Below are 20,256 nucleotides of genomic sequence, written 5' to 3' on the forward strand. Positions count from 1 at the left end.
AGCGGCTAGGGTCCGCGCGGCACAGCGAAAGGTCGGATCATGGCGTTCTTTACCAAATTGCGAGAGCGGCTGACGCGGTCCTCCTCCAAGATCGGGGCGGGGCTGGACGATATCGTCGCAGAGAGCCCGGCCCCCGCCGGCGATCCTGTCGTGGCCCCGGCTGCCGCGCCCGAACCCTCGGGCCTGGTGGGTCGGCTGTTCGGTCGCGCCACGGCCCAGCCCGAAGAGCCGCGCCGCGCGCTGGACGATGCCATGCTGGAGGAGCTGGAGGACATGCTGGTCCAGGCCGATCTGGGGGTCGAGACGGCGCTGCGCGTCACCGCCAACATCGCCGAGGGCCGGATGGGGCGGCGCGTCTCCTCGACCGAACTGAAGGAGCTGCTGGCCGCCGAGATCGCGCGCATCATGGCCCCCGTGGCGCGGCCCCTGCCGATCTATCCGAAAAAGCCGCAGGTCGTGCTGGTCGTGGGCGTCAACGGCGCGGGCAAGACCACCACCATCGGCAAGCTGGCCAGCCAGTTCCGCGCCGCTGGCAAGTCGGTGGTGATCGCCGCGGGCGACACGTTCCGTGCGGCCGCCGTGGAACAGCTGCAGGTCTGGGGCCAGCGGGCGGGCGTGCCGGTCATGGTCGCGCCGCAGGGCAGCGACCCGGCCAGCCTGGCCTATGACGCGATGGTGCGGGCCGAGGCCGAGGGTGCGGACCTGTTGATGATCGACACGGCGGGCCGGTTGCAGAACCGTCAGGACCTGATGGAGGAGCTGGCCAAGATCGTCCGCGTGATCCGCAAGAAGGACCCCGAGGCGCCGCACAACACCCTGCTGGTGCTGGACGCCACGACCGGCCAGAACGCCCTGAGCCAGGTCGAGACCTTCCGCAAGCTGGCCGATATCTCGGGGTTGGTGATGACCAAGCTGGACGGGACGGCGCGGGGCGGCGTGCTGGTGGCCCTGGCCGACCGGTTCGGCCTGCCCATCCACGCGATCGGCGTGGGCGAGCAGATCGACGATCTGGACGCCTTTGACGCCGAGGAGTTCGCCCGCGCGCTGGTCGGCCTTCAGGCCCCGGATGAGGTGCCGCGCTCCCGATAGGGGGTGCTGCCATATTGCGCCCGATAGCATTTCGAGAAATGCGACGGGCTGGAGAAGCCCGATGCCAGCGCGATCTCGATGATCGACATCTCGGTCTGCATCAACAGGTTGCGGGCCCGCGACAGGCGCGTCTCCATGTAATAACGTTTCGGACTGCGGTTCAGATAGCGGCGGAACAGACGCTCCAGCTGGCGGGTGGACATGCCCGCGTCCAAGGCCAGCTGGGCGGGGCTGATCGGGTCCTCAAGGTTCGCCTCCATCCGGGCGATCACGGCAGCCAGGCGCGGGTGGCGCACGCCGATGCGCGTCGGGATCGACAGGCGCTGGCTGTCCTGATCGGTGCGGATCGCGGTGTGCAGCATCTGATCGGCCACGTCGGCGGCCAGCGCGTCGCCATGCGCCAGCGCGATCAGGTGCAGCATCAGGTCGATCGAACTGGTGCCCCCCGCCGCCGTCAGCCGGTTGCCGTCATGGACAAAGACCGACCGGAACAGGTCGACCTCGGGGAAGGCCTCGGCCAGGCCGTCGTGGTTCTCCCAGTGGATCGTGGCCTTGCGCCCGTCCAAGAGCCCCGCCTCGGCCAGGACCCAAGTGCCGGTGCAGACCGCGCCCATCGCCGCGCCGCCGCGCGCCTGTCGGCGCAGCCAGGCCAGCACGGGGCGCGTCGCCTCGCGCGCGATGTCGGTGCCGCCACAGACGATCACGACCTCGTCCCGGCCCGGCGGGGGGGCGTCGGGGTCCAGGCCCGCATCGACCATCACCCGCGTGCCGTTCGAACAGGTCGCGCCGTCGGGCCGTGTGCCCACCAGCCGCCAGTCGAACAACACCCGCCCCGAGGCCCGGTTGGCCAGGCGCAACGGCTCGATCGCCGCCGTGAAGGGCAGCATGGTGAAACGGTTCAGCAACAGGAAGGTGAAGCGGCGCGGTTTGTCTGCAGGCGTTTGCGATGGCATGGGGGCTGTCTTTGCGTGCGGTTCCGCCCGGCACCCAAACAGCCTTTTGACGCCACGGCAAGGGGCATGCGCCGCGCGGTCCGGCAGGCCTTTTCCTGCCCGGTGTTAGCGTTTATACCGGCGCTGCATTTTCAAGGAGCGCAGGACATGACGCAGCAGATCCGCAAGACCGCCACCCAGACTTGGGACAAGGCCGGCTGGCGCGCCTATCCGCGCGTCCAGATGCCCGATTATACCGACGCGGCGGCGCTGAACGCGGTCGAGGATCAGCTGCGCCGCTATCCGCCTCTGGTCTTTGCCGGAGAGGCGCGGCGCCTCAAGGCGCAGCTGGCCGATGTGGCGGCGGGGCGCGGCTTCCTGCTGCAGGGCGGCGACTGCGCCGAGAGCTTTGGCGAATTCAGCGCCGACAACCTGCGCGACACCTTCAAGGTGCTGCTGCAGATGGCCGTGGTGCTGACCTGGGGCGCGCAGATGCCCGTGGTCAAGGTCGGCCGCATGGCGGGCCAGTTCGCCAAGCCGCGCAGCGCGCCCACCGAGGTCCTGGACGGGGTCGAGCTGCCCAGCTATCGCGGCGACATCATCAACGGCTTTGATTTCACGGCGCAATCGCGCATCCCCGATCCGCAGCGGATGCTGGCGGCCTATACGCAGGCGGCGGCGTCGCTGAACCTGCTGCGTGCGTTTTCCACGGGCGGTTTCGCCGACATGCACCGCGTCCAAAGCTGGATCGCCGATTTTGTCGACGGCCCCGAGGCCGCGAAATACCGCGACATCGCGGGGCGCATCGGTGATGCGATGGCCTTCATGCAGGCGGCCGGTGTCAATTCCGACACCGCGCATCAGCTGTCCAAGGTCGATTTCTACACCAGCCACGAGGCGCTGCTGCTGGAGTACGAAGAGGCGCTGGCCCGCATCGATTCGACCACCGGCCTGCCGGTGGCGGGGTCGGGGCACATGCTGTGGATCGGCGACCGCACCCGTCAGCCCGATGGCGCGCATGTCGAATTCTGCCGCGGCGTGCAGAACCCCATCGGCCTGAAATGCGGCCCGACCACCACGGCGGACGACCTCAAGGTGCTGATGGCCAAGCTGAACCCGGAAAACGAGGCCGGTCGCCTGACGCTGATCGCGCGGTTTGGCGCGGGCAAGGTGGGCGACCACCTGCCGCGCCTGATCGAGGCCGTCCGGGCCGAGGGCGCGAATGTCGTCTGGTCCTGCGATCCGATGCACGGCAATGTCATCAAGTCGTCCACCGGCTACAAGACGCGCGCGTTCGATTCGATCCTGCGCGAGGTCCGCGAGTTCTTTGCGATCCACAAGGCCGAGGGCACGATCCCCGGCGGCGTGCATTTCGAGATGACCGGCAAGGACGTGACCGAATGCACCGGCGGCGTCCGCGCCGTGACCGACGAGGATCTGTCCGACCGCTATCACACCGCCTGCGATCCGCGCCTGAACGCCAGCCAGTCGCTGGAGCTGGCCTTCCTGGTGGCAGAGGAACTGCGCGCCCGGCGCGAGGATGCGGCCCCGGCGCGCACCGCCGCCGCCATCTGATACCGAAAGGCCCCGCCGATGCGGGGCCTTTTCATTTCCAGCGGCGATGGACCCAGAACCATTGGTCCATGTGCCGCCTGACCAGCATCTCCAGATCGTCGTTCAGCGCCTGCATCATCACCCGCGGCTCATCCGGGGCAACGGGTGCACCCACATGCACGCGAAACGACAGGCCGTCCGGCTGGCGGATGCCGCAGATGGGCACCAGCAGCGCGTCATAGCGGCGCGCCAGTTCCGCAGGCGTCAGCACCGTGCGCGTGGGCAGGTCAAAGAACCGCAGCTCGGCCCCCTCGCGGTCGAACTGGTCGAACCCCAGGGCCAGCCAGCCGCCGCCCTTCAGGAACCGCAGCATCGCCGACAGGCCCGACCGGCCGCGTGGGAACAGCGGCTCGGCGATGGCGGTGATGGCGGGGACATAATGGCGGTTGAACGCTTCGTTGTTCATGGGGCGGTAAAGCGCGCCTACCGGCCAGCCGCGCCCGGCCAGCGCGGCGCGCATGGCGTCGTAATTGCCGAAATGCGCGCAGGCCAGGATGACGGGTCGGTGACTGTCCAGCGCCGCCTCCAGCGCGGGCAGGCCCGGCCCCTCCAGCGGGTCGGCGCGGCGGATGCGGTCGGTGAATGCGTCGCCCGAATAGATCTCGGCCAGGGACCGGCCTGCATTGTCGGGGACGGCGCGGACTAGTGCCTCCACCTCGGCGGCGGGCAGGTCGGGGCGGGCCAGGGCCAGGTTGTCGCGGATGCGCCGCCGCCATCCCGCGACCGGCGCGATCACATGCGCGAACACCCAGCCCATCGCCGGGATGCGCCGATGATAGGGCAGCAGGCGCGCCAGCCCCATGACCGCCAGAAAGGCGCCGTTCGCCAGGCGGTCGGTCAGCGTGGATCGGTCGTCGCGCATGATGCCTCCTTGGCGGCACGGGCCTCTCGGGACCATACATAGAGGCCCGCGGCCACGATGATCGCGGCCCCCGCGACGGTCCACAGATCGGGCAGCTGGCCAAAGAACACATAGCCCCACAGCCCGGCCCAGATCAGCCCGGTATAGCCGAAAGGCGCAAGCGCCCCCGCCTCGGCCGCGCTGAAGGCCTTGACCAGCAGATATTGGCTGATGGTGCCAAAGATGGCCAGCGCCGCAAAGGCCCACAGATCGCCCACAGCCACCGGCTGCCAGAACATCGGCACCACCAGGCTGGAGGCGATGGTGCCCACCACCGCCGACCACAGGACCGAGGTGGCCACCGAATCGGCCCGCACGATCCGCGTCAGCAGCGCGCCCGCCGAATAGGTGAAGGCCCCCGCCAGCGGCAGCAGGGCGGCGGGCTGGAACACGCCCAGGCCGGGGCGGATGATCAGCATGGCGCCGACCAGCGCGACGGCGATGCCCGCCAGACGGCGCACACCGATCCGTTCGCCCAGAAACAGCGCCGCACCCAGGGTGATCAGGACCGGGTTCAGGTCCATGATCGCCGTGGCCTCTGCCAGGCCGATATATTGCAGCGAGGTGAAGAACAGCGTGACCGAGCCCAGCTGCATGATCGCGCGCGCGAATTGCGTGCCCGGCTGGCGCGTGCGCAGCAAGGGCAGCATCGCGCCGCGAAAGATCAGCGCAAAGATCAGCAGGTTGCCGATAAATCGCGCCCAGATGACCTGGGCGGGGTGATAGGTCTGCGTCAGGTGCTTGGCCGTGGCATCCATCAGCGTGAATCCCAGGATCGCCGCCAGCAGCAGCGCGATGCCCCGCGCCTGGTCCGATCCGGGGCGGCGCAACCCGTCCCGTTCGCGGCCCATCAGGGCAAAGGCCCGCGCCAGCACCCGCATCAGCGCGCGGCCCGGCGATCACCGGGGCAGGCCGCCCCGGTGGCACCGCATGCGGCGGCTGGCGTCACAAAAGCGCCTTGGCGCGCTCCACCACGGCTTCGGCGGTGATGCCGAAATCCTTGTAGAGGTCGGGCGCGGGGCCGGACGCGCCGAACCCCTCCATGCCGACAAAGGCCGACCGCTCCTCGTTCCCGCGCTCGCCCAGCAGCAGCCACTCCCAGGGCTGGCGCACGGCGGCCTCGATGGCGATGCGGACGGTGTTCGCGGGCAGGACCTCGGCGCGATAGGCCTTGTCCTGGTCGCGGAACAGCTCCATCGACGGGACCGACACGACGCGGGTCGCGATGCCCTGGGCCTCCAGCGCGTCGCGGGCGGCGACGGCGATCTCGACCTCAGAGCCGGTGGCCATCAGCACGACCTTGGCCTCTGCGCTGGCCTCGCGCAGGACATAGGCGCCCTTGGCGGTCAGGTTCTCGGCCGTTGCCTCTCGCAGCAGCGGCAGGTTCTGGCGCGACAAAGCCAGGACCGAGGGCGTCGCGTCCTGCGACAGGGCGATCTCCCAGGCCTCGGCGGTCTCGATCTGGTCGCAGGGGCGGAAGGTCAGCGTGTTGGGCGTGGCGCGGCAGATCGCCAGATGCTCGACCGGCTGGTGGGTCGGGCCGTCCTCGCCCAGGCCGATGCTGTCATGAGTCATGACATAGACGACCGGCAGCCCCATCAGCGACGACAGCCGCATGGCGCCGCGCGCATAGTCGGTAAAGGTCAGGAACGTCCCGCCATAGGGCCGGAATCCGCCATGCAGCCAGATGCCGTTCATCGCCGCTGCCATGCCGTGTTCACGGATGCCGTAATGGATGTAGCGGCCCATGCGGTTGTCGGGCGCGAACACGCCCTGACCGCCGGTCTTGGTGTTGTTCGACCCGGTCAGGTCCGCCGATCCGCCGAAATTCTCGGGCATCTCGGCATTCAGAACCTCCAGCACGTTCTCACTGGCCTTGCGGGTGGCGACCTTGGGCTTGGCCTCCAGGGTCTGCACCTTGAAGGCGTCGATGATCGCGTTCAGGCGCGGGTTCGCTTCGGTCCCGATGCGGCGGGCGAAATCGTTGCGGGCCGCGTCGTCCAGCGCGTCCACGCGGTCGTTCCAGGCGGCACGGGCGGTCGCGCCGCGCTGGCCGATGGCGCGCCAGTCGGCGACCACCTGGTTGGGGATGTGGAACGGCTCGTGGCTCCAGCCATAGGCCTCGCGGGTGGCCGCGATCTCGTCCTTGCCCAGTGGCGATCCGTGGGCCTTGCTGCTGTCGGCCTTGTTCGGCGCGCCGAAACCGATGATGGTCTTGCAATCGACCAGCGTCGGGCGGCCGTCATCCTGCGCGGCCAGGGTCAGGGCGCGGTCGATATCGGCGGCGTCATGGCCGTCGCAGGACAGCACCCGCCACCCGGCGGCGGCAAAGCGGGCGTGCTGATCGGTGCGGTCCGACAGGCTGACGCGGCCGTCGATCGTGATGTCGTTGTTGTCCCACAGCACGATCAGGCGGCCCAGCTGCTGGTGGCCGGCCAGGGCGATGGCCTCGTGGCTGATGCCCTCCATCAGGCAGCCGTCGCCGGCGATGACCCAGGTGCGGTGGTCGCACAGATCAGCCCCGAACTCCGCACGCATCGCCTCCTCGGCGATGGCGAAGCCGACGGCCGTGGCCAGGCCCTGACCCAGGGGGCCGGTGGTGGTCTCGACCCCCTCGACATGGCCGTATTCCGGATGGCCCGCGGTGATCGCGCCCAGCTGGCGGAAATTGCGGACCTGATCCAGCGTCATCTGCTCATAGCCGGTCAGGTGCAGCAGCGAATAGATCAGCATCGACCCGTGGCCCGCTGACAGGATGAACCGGTCGCGGTCGAACCAGTGCGGGGCGCTGGCGTCGAATTTCAGGTGGTTGCGGAACAGGACCGTAGCGACATCGGCCATGCCCATCGGCATGCCGGGATGGCCGGAATTGGCGGCCTCGACCGCATCCATGGACAGCACGCGGATCGCGCTGGCCAGGGTCCAGTGGTCGGGGTCGGCAGAGCGGCGGGCGGCGATATCCATGGCGAAATCCTTGCGGGACTGGGGGACATGTGAATGCGGTTACGCGGCGTTGTTAGGGGCTTGGCCGCGCGGTTGCAAGACGCGCTCAGCCCTGGGGCTTGGGGGTCAGGGGGCGCACCCGCAGGCGACTGATGCGGTTCTCCCGACGCGTCACCACCTCGAACCGATAGCCCGCGAAACTGAACACCTGCCCCTGTTCGGGGATCGACTGCGCCATGTGGATCACCAGGCCCGCGATGGTGTTGGCCTCGTCATCGGGCAGATCCCAGTCCAGCTGGCGGTTCAGGTCGCGGATCGTCATGCCACCCTCGACCAGATAATCGCCGCTGGCATTGGGCTTCAGCGTCTGGTCCTCTTCGGTGTCGTGTTCGTCGGCGATCTCTCCGACGATCTCCTCCAGGATGTCCTCCAGCGTGATCAGACCGCGCAAGCTGCCGTATTCGTCCACGACCAACGCGAAATGCGTGCGCCGCTTGAGGAATTCGCGCATCTGTTCGTCCAGAGCGCTGGTCTCGGGCACGAAATAGGGGGGCATGACCACGGTCATCAGGTCGAACTGACGGGCGGCGGCGGCATCGTCGGCATTGCGCACGGCGCGGTTCACGGCGCGCAGCAGGTCCTTGGCATGGACCACGCCCACGATGTTCTCGCGCTCCTCGCGATAGACGGGCAGGCGGGTGTGGGGGCTGGCCAGGACGGTCTCCAGGATCTTGGCGGGGGGCAGGTCGGCGTCGATCATCTGGATCTCGCTGCGGTGGCGCATGATCTCCTCGACGGTGCGGTTGCCCAGATCCAGGGCGCCCAGCAGGCGGTCGCGATCCTCCTTGTTGACGGCGCCTTGCGCGTGACCCAGGGACAGCGCGCCCTCGATCTCCTCCTCAAGGGAGAACATGTGCTTGCCCGGATCGGTCTTGAGGCCCGCCACCGCAAGCATGACGTTCACGATGGCGCGCACCACGCTGACGATGGGGGCCAGCACGATGGTCAGGATGCGGATCGGGCGGGCCACCCGGCTGGCCACGGTCTCGGGCGCCGAGATGGCATAGGTCTTGGGCATCACCTCGGAAAAGATCAGCACCAGCACGGTCATGACCAGCGTGGCGATGGCCACGCCGCTGGCGCCCAACAGGCGGGTGAACAGCGCGGTGGCCAGGCTGGCGGCCAGGATGTTGACCACGTTGTTGCCCAGCAGGATCGCGCCGATCAGGCGTTCGCTGTCGGCGGTGATGCGGACGGCGGCCTCGGCCCCGGTATCGCCCTTGTCGGCACGGGCGCGCAGCTTGGCCTTGCTGGCGGCGGTCAGCGCGGTCTCGGACCCCGAGAAAAAGGCCGACAGCATCAGGCAGATCACGATCGCCCCCGCCGTCATGAGGGTTGCGACATCCAGCGCGGTCATCAGGTCGTCCATGGGGTCCTGTTCGGGTCAAGGGGATGATCATCCACCGCCACGGGGCGCGCCAGCGGATGATGGTTCAGAACGAGATCGCGCATGCGGTGGTTCAACACATGCGTATAGATTTCGGTAGAGCCCAGATCGGCATGGCCCAGCAGCATCTGGATGCTGCGCAGATCGGCGCCGCCCTCCAGCAGATGCGTGGCAAAGGCGTGGCGGATAACATGCGGCGTGACCTGGGCGGGGTCGATGCCGGCGGCGATCGCCATCTGTCCCAGCAGCCGCGAAAAGCTCTGCCGCGGCAGGTGGCCCGCGGCACCCGGCGCGGGGAACAGCCAGCGCGCGCCCTTTCCCGCCAGCAGGCGCGCCATGGCACTGCCGTGCGGGGCCGCGTCGCGCACCGCCAGCCAGTCGCGCAGCGCGGCCCGCGCCGCCTGGCCCAGGGGGACCATGCGGTCCTTGCCGCCCTTGCCGCGGATCACCAGCACCGCCGGATCGCCCCGGCAGCCCGAAACCGGCAGGCTGACCAGCTCGCTGACGCGCATGCCGGTGGCATACAGCATCTCGATCAGGCACAGGTTGCGGCTGCGGTCGGCGGGGGTGCGCCCGATGCCGGGGGCGGCGTCCAGCAGCGCCTGGATCTGGTCCTGCGTCAGCGTGCGCGGGATGCGCTGCGACCGGCCGGGGCCCGCGATGCGGATGGCGGGGTCGTCCTCGCGCCAACCCTCCTCCAGGGCGAAGCGGGTGAACTGGCGGATGGCCGACAGGCGGCGCGCGCGCGTGGCCCGCGACAGGCCCTGCGCGTCGCAATGGGCCAGGTAATCCTCGACCTGCTCGCGCGTCAACGTGGCCAGCGTCAATCCGCGCGGCCCCAGCCAGTCCGACAGGTCGCGCAGGTCGCGACCGTAAGCCAGCAGCGTGTTGCGCGCGGCCCCGGCCTCGGCGGCCTGGGCATCCAGAAAGGCGCCGATGGCCTGATGATCGCGGCTCATTGCGGGGCCTGGATCTGCGGCAGCAACGCGATCTGGGTCTGGGCGCGGTCTGCGTCATGGCCCAGTCCCAGGGCGCGCAACATGGCGATGCCGCGCCCGGCACGGGCCAGATCGCCCTCCAGGGCGGCGTCGATATCGGCCATCGCGGTCAGCAGCGCCTCGCCGCGCTGTGCGGCGGGGGGCGTGGGGACGGGGGCCGACATCTCGGGGGCGGGGTCGGGCAGGGGCGCGTCCGGCAGGCCCGCCCAGGCCCGCAGCAGGTCGGCCACCTCGCGCGCGCGCGGATCGGGAATGTCGGCGGGCAGATCGCCCGCGACCATCCCCGCCAGCAGATCGGCCATGCCCGCCCGGCGGAATTCGTCAAAGGCGCGGGGCAGGGCCTGCGCCAGATCGCCGCCGGTCAGCGCGGCCTCCAGCGTGCGCATGACGCCCGCGCGTTCCCAGACACCGCCCGATGCGGCGGGGCGCTGTTCGCCATAGATCTGGCGCAGGGTCGCGGCGGGCAGGGCGCCGGTGCGGGCCAGACGCTCGGCCGCCTCCAGCCGCGCCTTGAAGCCGCTGTTCAGCCGCAAATCCGATTGCGCGAAAGCCACCGGTAGCGACAGCGTCGGCAGCGGCTGGCCCACGGCCTCGTGGATGCGGAAATCCAGGGGCGTCATGCGTTCGGCCGGTTCCAGCAGGTCGGCGGTATCGACGAAGGCATCGTCCAGGAAATGCGTCAGCAGGATCGCCTGGCGTTCGTCGATCAGGCCAAGCGCCTCGGCGCCGTGCAGGCTGACGGCGGCGGCGGCCCAGTCCCCGGTCTGCGCCAGGCAAAAGATACGCGCCGCGAAACTGGGCGCGATGCCGGGCGTGCCGTTCATGATGGCGCAGGCGCGGCCCTCATCGCCCTCCAGCAGGGCGATGTCGAACATCCGGCGAAAGATCTCGGGCTGGCCGGGGCCTGCGGCGACCAGCAGGGCCTGCGCCTCCTCCAGCGCGCCCATATCCAGCAGGCGATCGGCGCGGGCCAGGAACAGCTGGCCGCGCGTCTCTCCGTTTCCGGTGGGCGGGGCCAGCTGCGCGGTCAGCAGGCGGCGCATCAGCGCCTGCATGGATTGCAGCCGCGCGGGCGTGGCCAGCACCATCCGCGACAGCACCTGCGGATCGCTGCCCGCCCACAGATCGACGGGCAGACCCGCACGGCGCGGGCTTTGCGTGCCGGTCTGGTCGGGGTCGCCCTGATCCAGGCGCGTGACCTGCACCGGGCCGACTGCGCCGCTGGTCGCCACCGCCTGCGGGCGTGCGCCGGGCCGGGGGGGCGGGATATCGCCCGGACGCCAGGCCGAGCTTTCGCGCGCGGGGCCGCGCACGCTGCCCGACAGCCAGTCGCTGGCCGACAGCGGCTGCTGCTGCGCGCCGCCCGCGACGGGCAGCAGCGCCAGTCCCAAGGCCAGGGCCAGAACGGGTCGGATGTCAGTTGCCATCGGTCGCGGGGGCCGGTTCTGCGGCGGTGGGGGCGTTCAGTTGCAGGGGGCTGCGCACTTCCTGACGGGTGGGGGCCATGTCGCCGAAATAGGCATAGCCCGCCAGGCCGATCAGGCCCGCCAGAATCAGCACCACCAGCAGTTTCAACATCCGCATTGCATTCGCCTTTTGCTCGACCGTGTTCGTTGGTTCATTGCCGGTCTTGGGCCGGCTGCTGGCGAATATATATGGCAATTTCCGAAAGATCACGTCATTCAGTCACCCGATTGACGGCGGTCGACCGCCGGGGAGGCCGAATGACCAGGGTGCTGACGCGCCATATCGTGCTGATCGGGATGATGGGGGCCGGAAAGACCGCCATCGGCCTGGACCTGGCCCGCCGCCTGCGCGTGCCGTTCAAGGATTCCGATGCCGAGATCGAGGCCGCCGCCGCCATGTCCATCACCGAGATCTTCGCCCGCGACGGCGAGGCGTTCTTTCGCGCCCGCGAAGCCCAGGTCCTGGGCCGCCTGCTGGCCGGGCCGCCGGGCGTCATCTCGACCGGGGGGGGCGCGTGGATGCGCCCCGAGAACCGGCAGATGGTCGCTGCGCGCGGGCTGTCCGTCTGGCTGAACTGTTCGCCCGAGACGCTGTGGATGCGCGTCCGCCAGCGCCCCACCCGACCCCTGCTGCAGACCGCCGACCCCAAGGGCACGCTGCTGCGTCTGCTGGAGGAGCGGGGCCCCGTCTATGCGCTGGCCGATGCGGAATTCGTGTCGCAGGCGGGCGACAGCATCGAGGCGACCTCGGGCCGGCTGCTGACGCAGCTGCGCGCCGCCCATCCCGACCTGATCCAGGAGATCCCATGACCGATCCCGTCACCGTCCATGTTCCCCTGGGCGCGCGCGCCTATGACGTGCGCATCGGCCAGGGCCTGCTGACCCGCGCGGGCGCCGAGATCGCGCCGCTGCTGGCGCGTCCGCGCGTGGCGATCGTGACCGATGCGACGGTGGCGGGGCTGCATCTGGCGCCGCTGCAGCAGGCGCTGCGGGAGGCGGGGATCGCCAGCGAGGCGCTGGTCCTGCCTGCCGGAGAGGGCACCAAAAGCTGGCCGCATCTGACCGCCTGCGTCGAATGGCTGCTGGAGCAGCAGGTCGAGCGGCGCGACGTGGTGCTGGCCCTGGGCGGGGGCGTGATCGGCGATCTGGTGGGGTTTGCGGCGGCGATCCTGCGGCGCGGCGTGCGGTTCGTGCAGCTGCCCACCACGCTTTTGTCGCAGGTGGACAGCAGCGTGGGCGGCAAGACTGGCATCAACAGCCCGCGCGGCAAGAACCTGATCGGCGCGTTTCATCAGCCGTCGCTGGTTCTGGCCGACATTGACGTTCTGGACACGCTGAGCCCGCGCGATTTCCTGTCGGGCTATGGCGAGGTGGCCAAGTATGGGCTGCTGGGGGATGCGGATTTCTTTGCCTGGCTGGAGGCGCATGCGCCCGACCTGCGCGGCGATCCGGCCCTGCGCCAGCAGGCGGTCGCGCGGTCGGTGGCGATGAAGGCGGGCATCGTGACCCGCGATGAGAGCGAGCAGGGCGAGCGCGCGCTGCTGAATCTGGGCCACACCTTCGGGCATGCGCTGGAGGCGGCGACGGGCTATTCCGACCGGCTGCTGCATGGCGAGGGGGTGGCGATCGGCTGTGCGCTGGCCTTTGATCTGTCGGCGCGGATGGGCCTGTGTTCGCAGGAGGCCCCGAGCCGGGTTCTGGCGCATCTGCGCGCGATGGGCATGCCCGCGCGACTGTCCGAGATTGCGGGCGATCTGCCCGATGACGCGGGCCTGTTCGCGCTGATGGGGCAGGACAAGAAGGTCGTGGACGGGCAGCTGCGGTTCGTTCTGGCGCGCGGGATCGGCGAGGCCTTTGTCAGCGACGCGGTCGAGGGCGGCGTCCTGGCCTCGGTGCTGCGCGACGCCCGCTGAGGGCGCATTCCGTCCCGGCCCGGAAAGCCGCGCAGGCCCCCATCGAGGGGGCCAGAACGGCTGGCTGTCGCCGGAGCCGGATCAGGCGGCGCGGCGGGGCGAGAGCATCGCCGCGACCATCTCATCGGCAACCTGCGCGGGCAGGCGGCCCGTGTCGCGGGCGCGGGCCAGCATCTGATCCACGCGGCCTGCGATGGCGGTCAGGCGGTCCAGACGCCAGGCGTCGGGATGGCCGTGGATCTCGCTGGCGACGCTGATGATGCCGCCTGCATTGACCACATAGTCGGGCAGGTAGGTGATGCCCCGCGCGGCCAGCGCATCGGCCACGCCGTCATGGGCCAGCTGGTTGTTCGCGGCCCCGCAGATCAGCCGCGCGGTCAGCGCCTGCGCGCTGTCATCGGTCAGCACGCCGCCAAGGGCGCACGGCGCCAGGATGTCGATCTGCTGGTCGAACACCTGATCCGGGGCGCAGGTCTGGGCGCCGAGGCGCGTCGCGGCGGCCTCCAGCGCGGGCTGGTTGATATCGGTCAGGATCAGCCGCGCGCCCGCGGCCGCCAGCTTTTCGGCCAAGGACATGCCGACATGGCCCAGGCCCTGCACCAGCACCCGCCGTCCCGTCAGGTCGTCGCTGCCGAAGACGTGGCGCGCGCCGACGCGCAGGCAGCGGAATACGCCCTCGGCGGTCCAGGGCGAGGGGTCGCCCGACGCGCCCGACAGGCCCACGGCAAAGCGCGTCGCCTCGGCCGCATGGGCCATGTCGGCGGGCGAGATGCCCACATCCTCGGCCGTCCAGTAGGTGCCGCCAAGCGCATCGACCGCCGCCCCAAAGGCGCGCATCATCGCCGGCGTCTTGTCGGTGCGCGCATCGCCGATGATCACCGCCTTGCCGCCGCCCAGACCCAGATCCGCCATCGCGTTCTTATAGGTCATGCCGCGCGCAAGCCGCGTCACGTCATGGATCGCGGCCTCGTCATCGGGATAGGCCCACATCCGGCAGCCGCCCGCCGCCGGGCCAAGCGCGGTCGAATGCAGGCAGATCAGCGCCCGCAGCCCGGCCTGCGGGTCCTGCGCCAGCACCAGACGCTGGAACCCCTGCGGGGCGGTCAGATCGGTCAATGTGAGTACCATGTGCATGTCTTCCTGTGGCAAGGGGCGCGGGCGTGCCGCGCCTGGATCGCCTCAGAAAGCGCCCCGCGGGACGCATTGCAAGCGCAGGATCATTCGCAAAGCCCGACCGGTTCGTCGCGCAATTTGCGGCAAGACCGGGCGGGTGCGCGGCAAGATCGCATCGCGGGGGCGCGCATGAAAAAGGGGCGGCCACCGGCCGCCCCTTTAGTGATTCGCGTCGGATCAGAACGGGATCTCGTCGTCGTAATCGGCCCGTCCGCCACTGGGGGCGCCGCTGCCGCCGCCGCGCGCGGGCGATCCGCCGCCCTGGTTGTAATCGTCATAGCCGCCGCTGTCGCGACCGCCACCCATGCCGCCACCGCCCATGCCGCCGCCACCGCCGCTGGCACCGTCCAGCATGGTCAGCGTGCCGCCGATGCCGCGCAACACGACCTCGGTGGAATAGCGGTCCTGGCCGGACTGGTCCTGCCACTTGCGGGTCTCCAGCGCGCCCTCGACATAGACCTTGCTGCCCTTTTTCAGATAGCGCTCGACCACGCCGACCAGGCCCTCGTTGAAGATGGCAACGGTGTGCCACTCGGTCCGCTCCTTGCGCTCGCCGGTGGTGCGGTCCTTCCAGGTTTCGGAGGTGGCGATGCGCAGGTTGGCGACCTTGCCGCCGTTCTGAAAGCTGCGGATTTCCGGATCGCGGCCCAGATTGCCGATCAGGATGACCTTGTTGACGCTGCCTGCCATGTGACGATTCCTTGGATCATGTGTGTTCGGGGGTTCATGTGCCTGCCCGGATCGAGCCGGTTTGCACGGGTCTAACCCGGTCCGACGGGGCGGGGCAAGGGCGCGCGCGGGTTCTTGCCCAGCCCGACGCCGTGGCTGGCAGCAGGTCCGATTTGATGTATAGTCCCTTCAAAAGCGGCGTCAGGCCGATGCGGACAAGGACGAGGGCGGACAAGATGCGGTTAGGCCAGACCCTGAAGGCGACGTTTTGCGTGGCGCTGATCTCGACGCTGGCGATGCCGGTGGAGGCGCAGGGGCTGCGCCTGTCGGGCAGCTCGTCGAAATCGCGGGCCGAACAATTCGCGCGCCAGACCCGGCTGATGGATTCGCGTCTGTCGACGCAGTACCAGTCCTCGGCCCGGCTGCAGCCCGGCACCCGCGAACGGGAGGTCGTGCTGGACACGGCGCCCAACATCCCCCGCTATACCGGGCGGCGCAGCGAATACCTGCCCCATGCCCGTCAGGCCGCCCAACGCCACGGCATCCCCGAGGATCTGTTCCTGCGTCTGGTTCAGCAGGAATCAGGCTGGAACCCCAATGCGCGCTCGCACAAGGGGGCGATGGGGCTGGCGCAGCTGATGCCGGGCACGGCGGCGAAACTGGGCGTGAATCCGACCGATCCGGTGCAGAACCTGAATGGCGGCGCGCGCTATCTGCGGATGATGTACAACCAGTTCGGCAACTGGACGCTGGCGCTGGCCGCCTATAATGCGGGGCCGGGCGCCGTCCAGAAATATGGCGGCATCCCCCCCTATCGCGAGACGCGGAACTATGTCCGCATCATCGCGGGGGGCTGATCGCCCGCGTTGGGCGTGGTTCAGCCCCGCAGGCCGGTGACACGCAGCAGGCCACGACGGCGCGCCTCGTAGTAATAGCCCCGCGAATACCAGCTGATCGCACCGTCCGGGTCGCCGTCGGCGACGATCCAGGCGCCGCGAAGGTATTTCACGCCATAGCGCAGGTTCGTGTCCGCATCCAGCAGCGCCGCGGGCGAGCCGCGATGGCCCATCGTCCGCGCGGTTGTCGGATTGATCTGCATCAGCCCGTAATAGGACCCATTGCGCGCCTCCGGCCGATGGCTGGATTCGCGCAGGATCACGCGCTGGACCAGGCTGCTGGGCACGTCGTAATGGCGCGACCAATAGTTGATGCGCTGGCGCAGTTCGGGCGTCTCGTTCGGATAGAGGCCGGAACCGCCGATCTGACCGTTCCCGCCCGAGCGCATGGTGTTGCCACCACACGCCGCAAGCGCCAGGACCGAGATCAGCAGCCCGCGCCGCCCGATCGTCCGTGCCGGACCGTGTTGGTGGCGCGGGGGCAGGGCCCCCGCCTCCGGGCGCATCTTACGCATGGATCGCCCCGCCGCCGCAGGCCAGCGCCGCCTCGCGCACGGCCTCGGACACGGTCGGATGCGCGTGGCAGGTCAGGGCCAGATCCTCGGCCGAGGCGCCGAACTCCATCGCCACGCAGACCTCGTGGATCAGGTCGCCCGCCGACGGGCCGATGATGTGGCAGCCCAGGATGCGGTCGGTCTCGGCATCCGCGATCAGCTTGACGAAGCCGTCGCCCTGGAACTGCGCCTTGGCGCGGGCATTGCCCATAAAGGGGAACTTGCCGATCTTGACCTTGCGCCCGCCCTCCTTGGCCTGTTCCTCGGTCAGGCCGACATTGGCGACCTCGGGGGTGGTGTAGATCACGCCGGGGATGACGCCATAGTTCACATGACCATGCTTGCCCGCGATGACCTCGGCGACGGCCATGCCCTCATCCTCGGCCTTGTGGGCCAGCATCGGGCCGGGGACCGCGTCACCGATGGCATAGACGCCCTTGACGCTGGTGGCCCAGTGGTCGTCGACCTTGACGAAGCCGCGATCGGTCATGGCGACGCCCAGAGCGTCAAGGCCAAGCCCGTCCAGATGCGGACGGCGGCCGGTCGCCACCAGCACCACATCCGCGGTGATCTGATGCTCGCTGTCGTCCTTTTTCAGGGCATAGGTGACGGTGGCCTGGCCGTCCTGGGCCTCGGCCGATTTCACGGCGGCACCCATCACGAATTTCAGGCCCTGCTTGACCAGCACCTTCTGGAACTGCTTTTGCACCTCGCCGTCCATGCCGGGGGTGATGACGTCCAGATATTCGACCACGGTCACCTCGGCGCCAAGGCGGGCATAGACCGAGCCCAACTCCAGCCCGATGACGCCCGCGCCGATCACGACCATGGATTTCGGGATCTTGGGCAGAGCCAGGCCGCCGGTCGAATCGACGATCACGCCGGCATCGTTGTCCACGGTCACGCCCTTCAGCGCGGCGGGGGACGATCCGGTGGCGATGACGATGGTCTTCGTTTCGTGGACGGTGTCGCCGACCTGGACCTTGCCCGCGCCGGGGATCGAGGCCCAGCCCTTGATCCAGTCGATCTTGTTCTTCTTGAACAGGAACTCGATACCCTTGGTGTTGCCCGCGACGGTGTCGGCCTTGTAGGCCTGCATCTTGTCCCAATCGACATCGACATGGGCGTTCATCAGGCCCATCTTTTCAAAGTTCTCATGCGCCTCGTGCAGCATGTGGCTGGCATGCAGAAGCGCCTTGGAGGGGATGCAGCCCACGTTCAGGCAGGTTCCGCCCAGGGTCTCGCGGCCCTCGACCACGCCGACCTTCAGGCCCAGCTGGGCCGCGCGGATGGCACAGACATAGCCGCCGGGGCCGGCGCCGATCACGATGAGATCATACATGGCAGTTCCTTTAGGTCAGGCCGCAGAGGCGGGGGCTTCGCGCCCCCGCACCCCCGCGGGATATTTTCATGAAGAAGAAATCAGGGCGGAGAGGATCATCAGCACCGTCGCGGCAAAGCCCGTGATCCAGATGATCGAGCGGCCCGGCACCCAGCCCAGCAGATAGGCCGGGATGTAGAGGATGCGCGCCGCGAGGTAGATCCAGGCACAGATCGCCGTCAGCGTGGACCCGGCCTGGCCGAGCGTGACCACGACCACCGCCAGGGTGAACATGATCAGACCCTCGAAATGGTTGTTGAAGGCGCGCTGCAGTCGGCCTGCCATGCCGGTCAGCTGGACCTGCCCGCCGTCGCGGGGGCTCATGGCCGCGCGGCGACCGACCTGGCGTTGGGCCATGATCGAATAGGCGGCGAACTGGCCGGTTTGCAACAGTCCCGCAAGGGCCAGGGCGGTCAGTTCGGGGGTCATCAGACGGTTTCCACGAAATGCGCGTCGGTCGCGCTGACGCCGGCCTGGGCGTGAAAGACCGCCGCGGCGCCGTCCAGATAGTCGCGGGCGGCGCGGGGGTTGCCGACCTGGAACAGCGCCCAGGAATGGCCGTCATCTTCGCGCCACAGCTGAAGCAGCGTCATGCCGTTGCGGCCCCGATCCTCGGCATCGGCGTCGAAGGCCGTTCGGAAGGTGGCGGGATCGGCATGGGTGTAGCGGATGATGAGCTGCATGGGAAACGGCCTTGGGGTGGGGGACCGGCTGCCCGGTCGGGTCCTGGCGCGGGGGATGGCGGCACCCCCCGCGCCCATGCGGATCAGAGATCCATCAGCAGGCGGCGCGGGTCTTCCAGCGCCTCCTTGACGCGGACAAGGAAGGTCACGGCGCCCTTGCCGTCCACGACGCGGTGGTCGTAGGACAGCGCCAGATACATCATCGGGCGGATGACGATCTGGCCGCCGACGACGACGGGACGCTCCTGGATCTTGTGCATGCCCAGGATGCCCGATTGCGGGGGGTTCAGGATCGGCGACGACATCAGCGAGCCATAGACGCCGCCGTTCGAGATGGTGAAGGTGCCGCCCTGCATCTCGGCCATGGACAGTTTGCCGTCGCGGCCCTTGATGCCCAGTGCGCCGATCTCCTTCTCGATCTCAGCAAAGCTCTTTTGGTCGGCGTCGCGCACGACGGGGACGACCAGGCCGGTGGGGGTGCCCACCGCGACGCCCATATGGACGAAGTTCTTGTAGACCACGTCCGTGCCGTCGATCTCGGCATTGACCTCGGGGACTTCCTTCAGCGCGTGGCAGCAGGCCTTCACGAAGAAGGACATGAAGCCCAGCTTGACCTTGTGCTTCTTCTCGAAGGCGTCCTTGTACTCGTTGCGCAGACCCATGACGCCGGACATGTCGGCCTCGTTATAGGTGGTCAGCATCGCGGCGGTGTTCTGGGCGTCCTTCAGGCGGCGTGCGATGGTCTGGCGCAGGCGGGTCATCTTGACCCGCTCCTCGCGGCCCGCATCATCGGCGCTGGAGGGCGCGCGGGGGGCGGCGGGTTTCGGCGCGGGTGCCTGCGCCTTGGCGACGTCCTCCTTCATCACGCGGCCGTCGCGGCCCGAGCCCTGGACCTGATCGCGGTTGACGCCCTTTTCGGCCATGGCCTTCTTGGCCGAGGGGGCGTCCTCGACATCGGTCCGGGGCGTCATCTCCTCGGGGCCGGCGTTCTTCAGCACGGTCTCCTGGGCATCCGACGCCTTGGGGGCCGCGGAACCGGCGGCGCCTTCGGTGATGATCGCCAGACGGGCCTTGGCATCGACGGTCGCGCCTTCCTCGGCCAGGATCTCGGCCAGGACGCCCGCGGCGGGGGCCGGGACCTCGACCGAGACCTTGTCGGTCTCCAGCTCGCACAGCATCTCGTCGGCCTCGACCCGGTCGCCGGGCTTCTTGAACCAGGTGGCGACTGTCGCCTCGGTCACGCTTTCGCCCAGGGACGGGACCATCACGTCCACGGAATTGCCGCTCATTGTCGTCTGTTCCTCGGTCTTTTCGGCCTTTTCCTCGGCCTTTGCGGGTTTGGGGGCGGCGGCTTCGCCACCCTCGCTGATCTGCGCCAGCAGCGCATCGGGGCCGACCGTCTCGCCTTCGGCGGCGACGATCTCGGCCAGGGTGCCGGCGGCGGGGCTGGGCACCTCGACGGTGACCTTGTCGGTCTCCAGCTCGCACAGCATCTCGTCGACCTCGACGCGGTCGCCGGGCTTCTTGAACCAGGTGGCGATCGTGGCCTCGGTGACGGATTCGCCCAAGGCGGGCACGCGGACTTCGGTGGTCATCG

20 protein-coding genes are annotated in these 20,256 nt (G+C 69.2%); 5 read left to right on the plus strand and 15 right to left on the minus strand.

What is annotated here, in order from left to right:
- The first annotated feature begins 39 nt into the window (after window positions 1–39).
- A complete protein-coding gene (gene ftsY, locus FA740_RS11440; RefSeq protein ID WP_136856911.1) occupies window positions 40–1,089 on the plus strand; it encodes a signal recognition particle-docking protein FtsY in 1,050 nt (349 codons plus the stop codon).
- Here ftsY and FA740_RS11445 read toward each other — a convergent pair.
- Window positions 1,056–2,042, minus strand: coding sequence for a GlxA family transcriptional regulator (locus FA740_RS11445; RefSeq protein WP_136856912.1), 987 nt, complete (start codon window positions 2,040–2,042; stop codon window positions 1,056–1,058). The genes ftsY and FA740_RS11445 overlap by 34 nt on opposite strands.
- A 147-nt stretch (window positions 2,043–2,189) precedes the next feature.
- Here FA740_RS11445 and FA740_RS11450 point away from each other — a divergent pair, with 147 nt between their 5' ends.
- On the plus strand, window positions 2,190–3,596 hold the full coding sequence (locus FA740_RS11450; RefSeq protein ID WP_136856913.1) for a class II 3-deoxy-7-phosphoheptulonate synthase: 1,407 nt from the start codon (window positions 2,190–2,192) through the stop codon (window positions 3,594–3,596).
- Window positions 3,597–3,627: 31 nt separating this feature from the next.
- On the opposite strand, the gene FA740_RS11455 is transcribed toward FA740_RS11450, so the two are convergent.
- The 7 genes from FA740_RS11455 to FA740_RS19715 form a co-directional block, all read right to left on the minus strand.
- Window positions 3,628–4,497 carry a lysophospholipid acyltransferase family protein gene (locus tag FA740_RS11455; RefSeq protein ID WP_136856914.1) on the minus strand — a complete coding sequence of 290 codons (870 nt, stop codon included), beginning with the start codon at window positions 4,495–4,497 and terminating at the stop codon, window positions 3,628–3,630.
- Entirely contained in the window at window positions 4,473–5,417 is a 945-nt protein-coding gene (locus FA740_RS11460) for a DMT family transporter (RefSeq protein ID WP_246053598.1), read from the minus strand. The genes FA740_RS11455 and FA740_RS11460 overlap by 25 nt, the downstream gene beginning before the upstream one ends.
- Window positions 5,418–5,481: 64 nt before the next feature.
- Window positions 5,482–7,500 (minus strand): transketolase, encoded by a 2,019-nt coding sequence (gene tkt / locus FA740_RS11465; RefSeq protein ID WP_136856915.1) that lies wholly within the window; start codon window positions 7,498–7,500, stop codon window positions 5,482–5,484.
- Window positions 7,501–7,585: 85 nt separating this feature from the next.
- On the minus strand, window positions 7,586–8,908 hold the full coding sequence (locus FA740_RS11470) for an HlyC/CorC family transporter (RefSeq protein WP_420873145.1): 1,323 nt from the start codon (window positions 8,906–8,908) through the stop codon (window positions 7,586–7,588).
- Window positions 8,896–9,885, minus strand: a complete 990-nt coding sequence (locus tag FA740_RS11475) for a site-specific tyrosine recombinase XerD (RefSeq protein WP_136856916.1) — start codon at window positions 9,883–9,885, stop codon at window positions 8,896–8,898. The genes FA740_RS11470 and FA740_RS11475 overlap by 13 nt, the downstream gene beginning before the upstream one ends.
- The gene (locus tag FA740_RS11480) at window positions 9,882–11,351 is read right to left on the minus strand and encodes a hypothetical protein (RefSeq protein WP_136856917.1); all 1,470 of its coding nucleotides are present in this window, start codon (window positions 11,349–11,351) and stop codon (window positions 9,882–9,884) included. Before FA740_RS11480 ends, FA740_RS11475 begins: the two co-directional genes overlap by 4 nt.
- On the minus strand, window positions 11,341–11,508 hold the full coding sequence (locus tag FA740_RS19715; RefSeq protein WP_169306285.1) for a hypothetical protein: 168 nt from the start codon (window positions 11,506–11,508) through the stop codon (window positions 11,341–11,343). The genes FA740_RS11480 and FA740_RS19715 overlap by 11 nt, the downstream gene beginning before the upstream one ends.
- 140 nt (window positions 11,509–11,648) lie before the next feature.
- On the opposite strand from FA740_RS19715, the gene FA740_RS11485 reads away from it, so the two are divergent.
- Together FA740_RS11485 and aroB are read left to right on the plus strand one after the other, a co-directional pair.
- Entirely contained in the window at window positions 11,649–12,200 is a 552-nt protein-coding gene (locus FA740_RS11485; RefSeq protein ID WP_211243695.1) for a shikimate kinase, read from the plus strand.
- Complete coding sequence (gene aroB / locus FA740_RS11490; protein WP_136856918.1) at window positions 12,197–13,303, plus strand: 3-dehydroquinate synthase; 1,107 nt, start codon at window positions 12,197–12,199, stop codon at window positions 13,301–13,303. The genes FA740_RS11485 and aroB overlap by 4 nt, the downstream gene beginning before the upstream one ends.
- A gap of 81 nt (window positions 13,304–13,384) precedes the next feature.
- On the opposite strand, the gene FA740_RS11495 is transcribed toward aroB, so the two are convergent.
- Both FA740_RS11495 and ssb read right to left on the minus strand, forming a co-directional pair.
- Window positions 13,385–14,431 (minus strand): Leu/Phe/Val dehydrogenase, encoded by a 1,047-nt coding sequence (locus FA740_RS11495; RefSeq protein WP_136856919.1) that lies wholly within the window; start codon window positions 14,429–14,431, stop codon window positions 13,385–13,387.
- 222 nt (window positions 14,432–14,653) lie between these two features.
- On the minus strand, window positions 14,654–15,166 hold the full coding sequence (gene ssb / locus FA740_RS11500) for a single-stranded DNA-binding protein (protein ID WP_136856920.1): 513 nt from the start codon (window positions 15,164–15,166) through the stop codon (window positions 14,654–14,656).
- A 215-nt stretch (window positions 15,167–15,381) separates the two neighbouring features.
- On the opposite strand from ssb, the gene FA740_RS11505 reads away from it, so the two are divergent.
- On the plus strand, window positions 15,382–16,002 hold the full coding sequence (locus FA740_RS11505) for a lytic transglycosylase domain-containing protein (RefSeq protein WP_136856921.1): 621 nt from the start codon (window positions 15,382–15,384) through the stop codon (window positions 16,000–16,002).
- 20 nt (window positions 16,003–16,022) lie between these two features.
- Here the strand turns inward: FA740_RS11505 and FA740_RS11510 are convergent, their stop codons facing one another.
- The 5 genes from FA740_RS11510 to odhB all read right to left on the minus strand — a co-directional run bounded on the left by FA740_RS11510 (window position 16,023) and on the right by odhB (window position 20,254).
- Window positions 16,023–16,430, minus strand: a complete 408-nt coding sequence (locus tag FA740_RS11510; protein ID WP_136857007.1) for a lytic transglycosylase domain-containing protein — start codon at window positions 16,428–16,430, stop codon at window positions 16,023–16,025.
- Window positions 16,431–16,548: 118 nt separating this feature from the next.
- On the minus strand, window positions 16,549–17,937 hold the full coding sequence (gene lpdA, locus FA740_RS11515; RefSeq protein WP_136856922.1) for a dihydrolipoyl dehydrogenase: 1,389 nt from the start codon (window positions 17,935–17,937) through the stop codon (window positions 16,549–16,551).
- Window positions 17,938–18,003: 66 nt separating this feature from the next.
- On the minus strand, window positions 18,004–18,405 hold the full coding sequence (locus tag FA740_RS11520; RefSeq protein WP_136856923.1) for an MAPEG family protein: 402 nt from the start codon (window positions 18,403–18,405) through the stop codon (window positions 18,004–18,006).
- Window positions 18,405–18,659 (minus strand): hypothetical protein, encoded by a 255-nt coding sequence (locus FA740_RS11525; RefSeq protein ID WP_136856924.1) that lies wholly within the window; start codon window positions 18,657–18,659, stop codon window positions 18,405–18,407. Before FA740_RS11525 ends, FA740_RS11520 begins: the two co-directional genes overlap by 1 nt.
- An 83-nt stretch (window positions 18,660–18,742) precedes the next feature.
- Window positions 18,743–20,254 carry a 2-oxoglutarate dehydrogenase complex dihydrolipoyllysine-residue succinyltransferase gene (gene odhB, locus FA740_RS11530; protein WP_136856925.1) on the minus strand — a complete coding sequence of 504 codons (1,512 nt, stop codon included), beginning with the start codon at window positions 20,252–20,254 and terminating at the stop codon, window positions 18,743–18,745.
- Window positions 20,255–20,256: the final 2 nt, after the last annotated feature.

Source organism: Paracoccus hibiscisoli (genome assembly GCF_005048265.1).
In the GTDB taxonomy this organism is placed as follows: Bacteria; Pseudomonadota; Alphaproteobacteria; order Rhodobacterales; family Rhodobacteraceae; genus Paracoccus; species Paracoccus hibiscisoli.

Coding starts and splice junctions, on each gene's coding strand:
- lpdA (WP_136856922.1), bottom strand. CDS start 17,937: ATGTATGATCTCATCGTGATCGGCGCCGGCCCCGGCGGCTATGTCTGT.
- FA740_RS11480 (WP_136856917.1), bottom strand. CDS start 11,351: ATGGCAACTGACATCCGACCCGTTCTGGCCCTGGCCTTGGGACTGGCG.
- ftsY (WP_136856911.1), top strand. CDS start 40: ATGGCGTTCTTTACCAAATTGCGAGAGCGGCTGACGCGGTCCTCCTCC.
- FA740_RS11505 (WP_136856921.1), top strand. CDS start 15,382: ATGCGGTTAGGCCAGACCCTGAAGGCGACGTTTTGCGTGGCGCTGATC.
- ssb (WP_136856920.1), bottom strand. CDS start 15,166: ATGGCAGGCAGCGTCAACAAGGTCATCCTGATCGGCAATCTGGGCCGC.
- FA740_RS11510 (WP_136857007.1), bottom strand. CDS start 16,430: ATGCGCTCGGGCGGGAACGGTCAGATCGGCGGTTCCGGCCTCTATCCG.
- FA740_RS11460 (WP_246053598.1), bottom strand. CDS start 5,417: ATGCGGGTGCTGGCGCGGGCCTTTGCCCTGATGGGCCGCGAACGGGAC.
- FA740_RS11495 (WP_136856919.1), bottom strand. CDS start 14,431: ATGGTACTCACATTGACCGATCTGACCGCCCCGCAGGGGTTCCAGCGT.
- FA740_RS11485 (WP_211243695.1), top strand. CDS start 11,649: ATGACCAGGGTGCTGACGCGCCATATCGTGCTGATCGGGATGATGGGG.
- FA740_RS11520 (WP_136856923.1), bottom strand. CDS start 18,405: ATGACCCCCGAACTGACCGCCCTGGCCCTTGCGGGACTGTTGCAAACC.
- odhB (WP_136856925.1), bottom strand. CDS start 20,254: ATGACCACCGAAGTCCGCGTGCCCGCCTTGGGCGAATCCGTCACCGAG.
- aroB (WP_136856918.1), top strand. CDS start 12,197: ATGACCGATCCCGTCACCGTCCATGTTCCCCTGGGCGCGCGCGCCTAT.
- FA740_RS19715 (WP_169306285.1), bottom strand. CDS start 11,508: ATGCGGATGTTGAAACTGCTGGTGGTGCTGATTCTGGCGGGCCTGATC.
- FA740_RS11455 (WP_136856914.1), bottom strand. CDS start 4,497: ATGCGCGACGACCGATCCACGCTGACCGACCGCCTGGCGAACGGCGCC.
- FA740_RS11475 (WP_136856916.1), bottom strand. CDS start 9,885: ATGAGCCGCGATCATCAGGCCATCGGCGCCTTTCTGGATGCCCAGGCC.
- FA740_RS11525 (WP_136856924.1), bottom strand. CDS start 18,659: ATGCAGCTCATCATCCGCTACACCCATGCCGATCCCGCCACCTTCCGA.
- FA740_RS11450 (WP_136856913.1), top strand. CDS start 2,190: ATGACGCAGCAGATCCGCAAGACCGCCACCCAGACTTGGGACAAGGCC.
- FA740_RS11470 (WP_420873145.1), bottom strand. CDS start 8,908: ATGGACGACCTGATGACCGCGCTGGATGTCGCAACCCTCATGACGGCG.
- FA740_RS11445 (WP_136856912.1), bottom strand. CDS start 2,042: ATGCCATCGCAAACGCCTGCAGACAAACCGCGCCGCTTCACCTTCCTG.
- tkt (WP_136856915.1), bottom strand. CDS start 7,500: ATGGATATCGCCGCCCGCCGCTCTGCCGACCCCGACCACTGGACCCTG.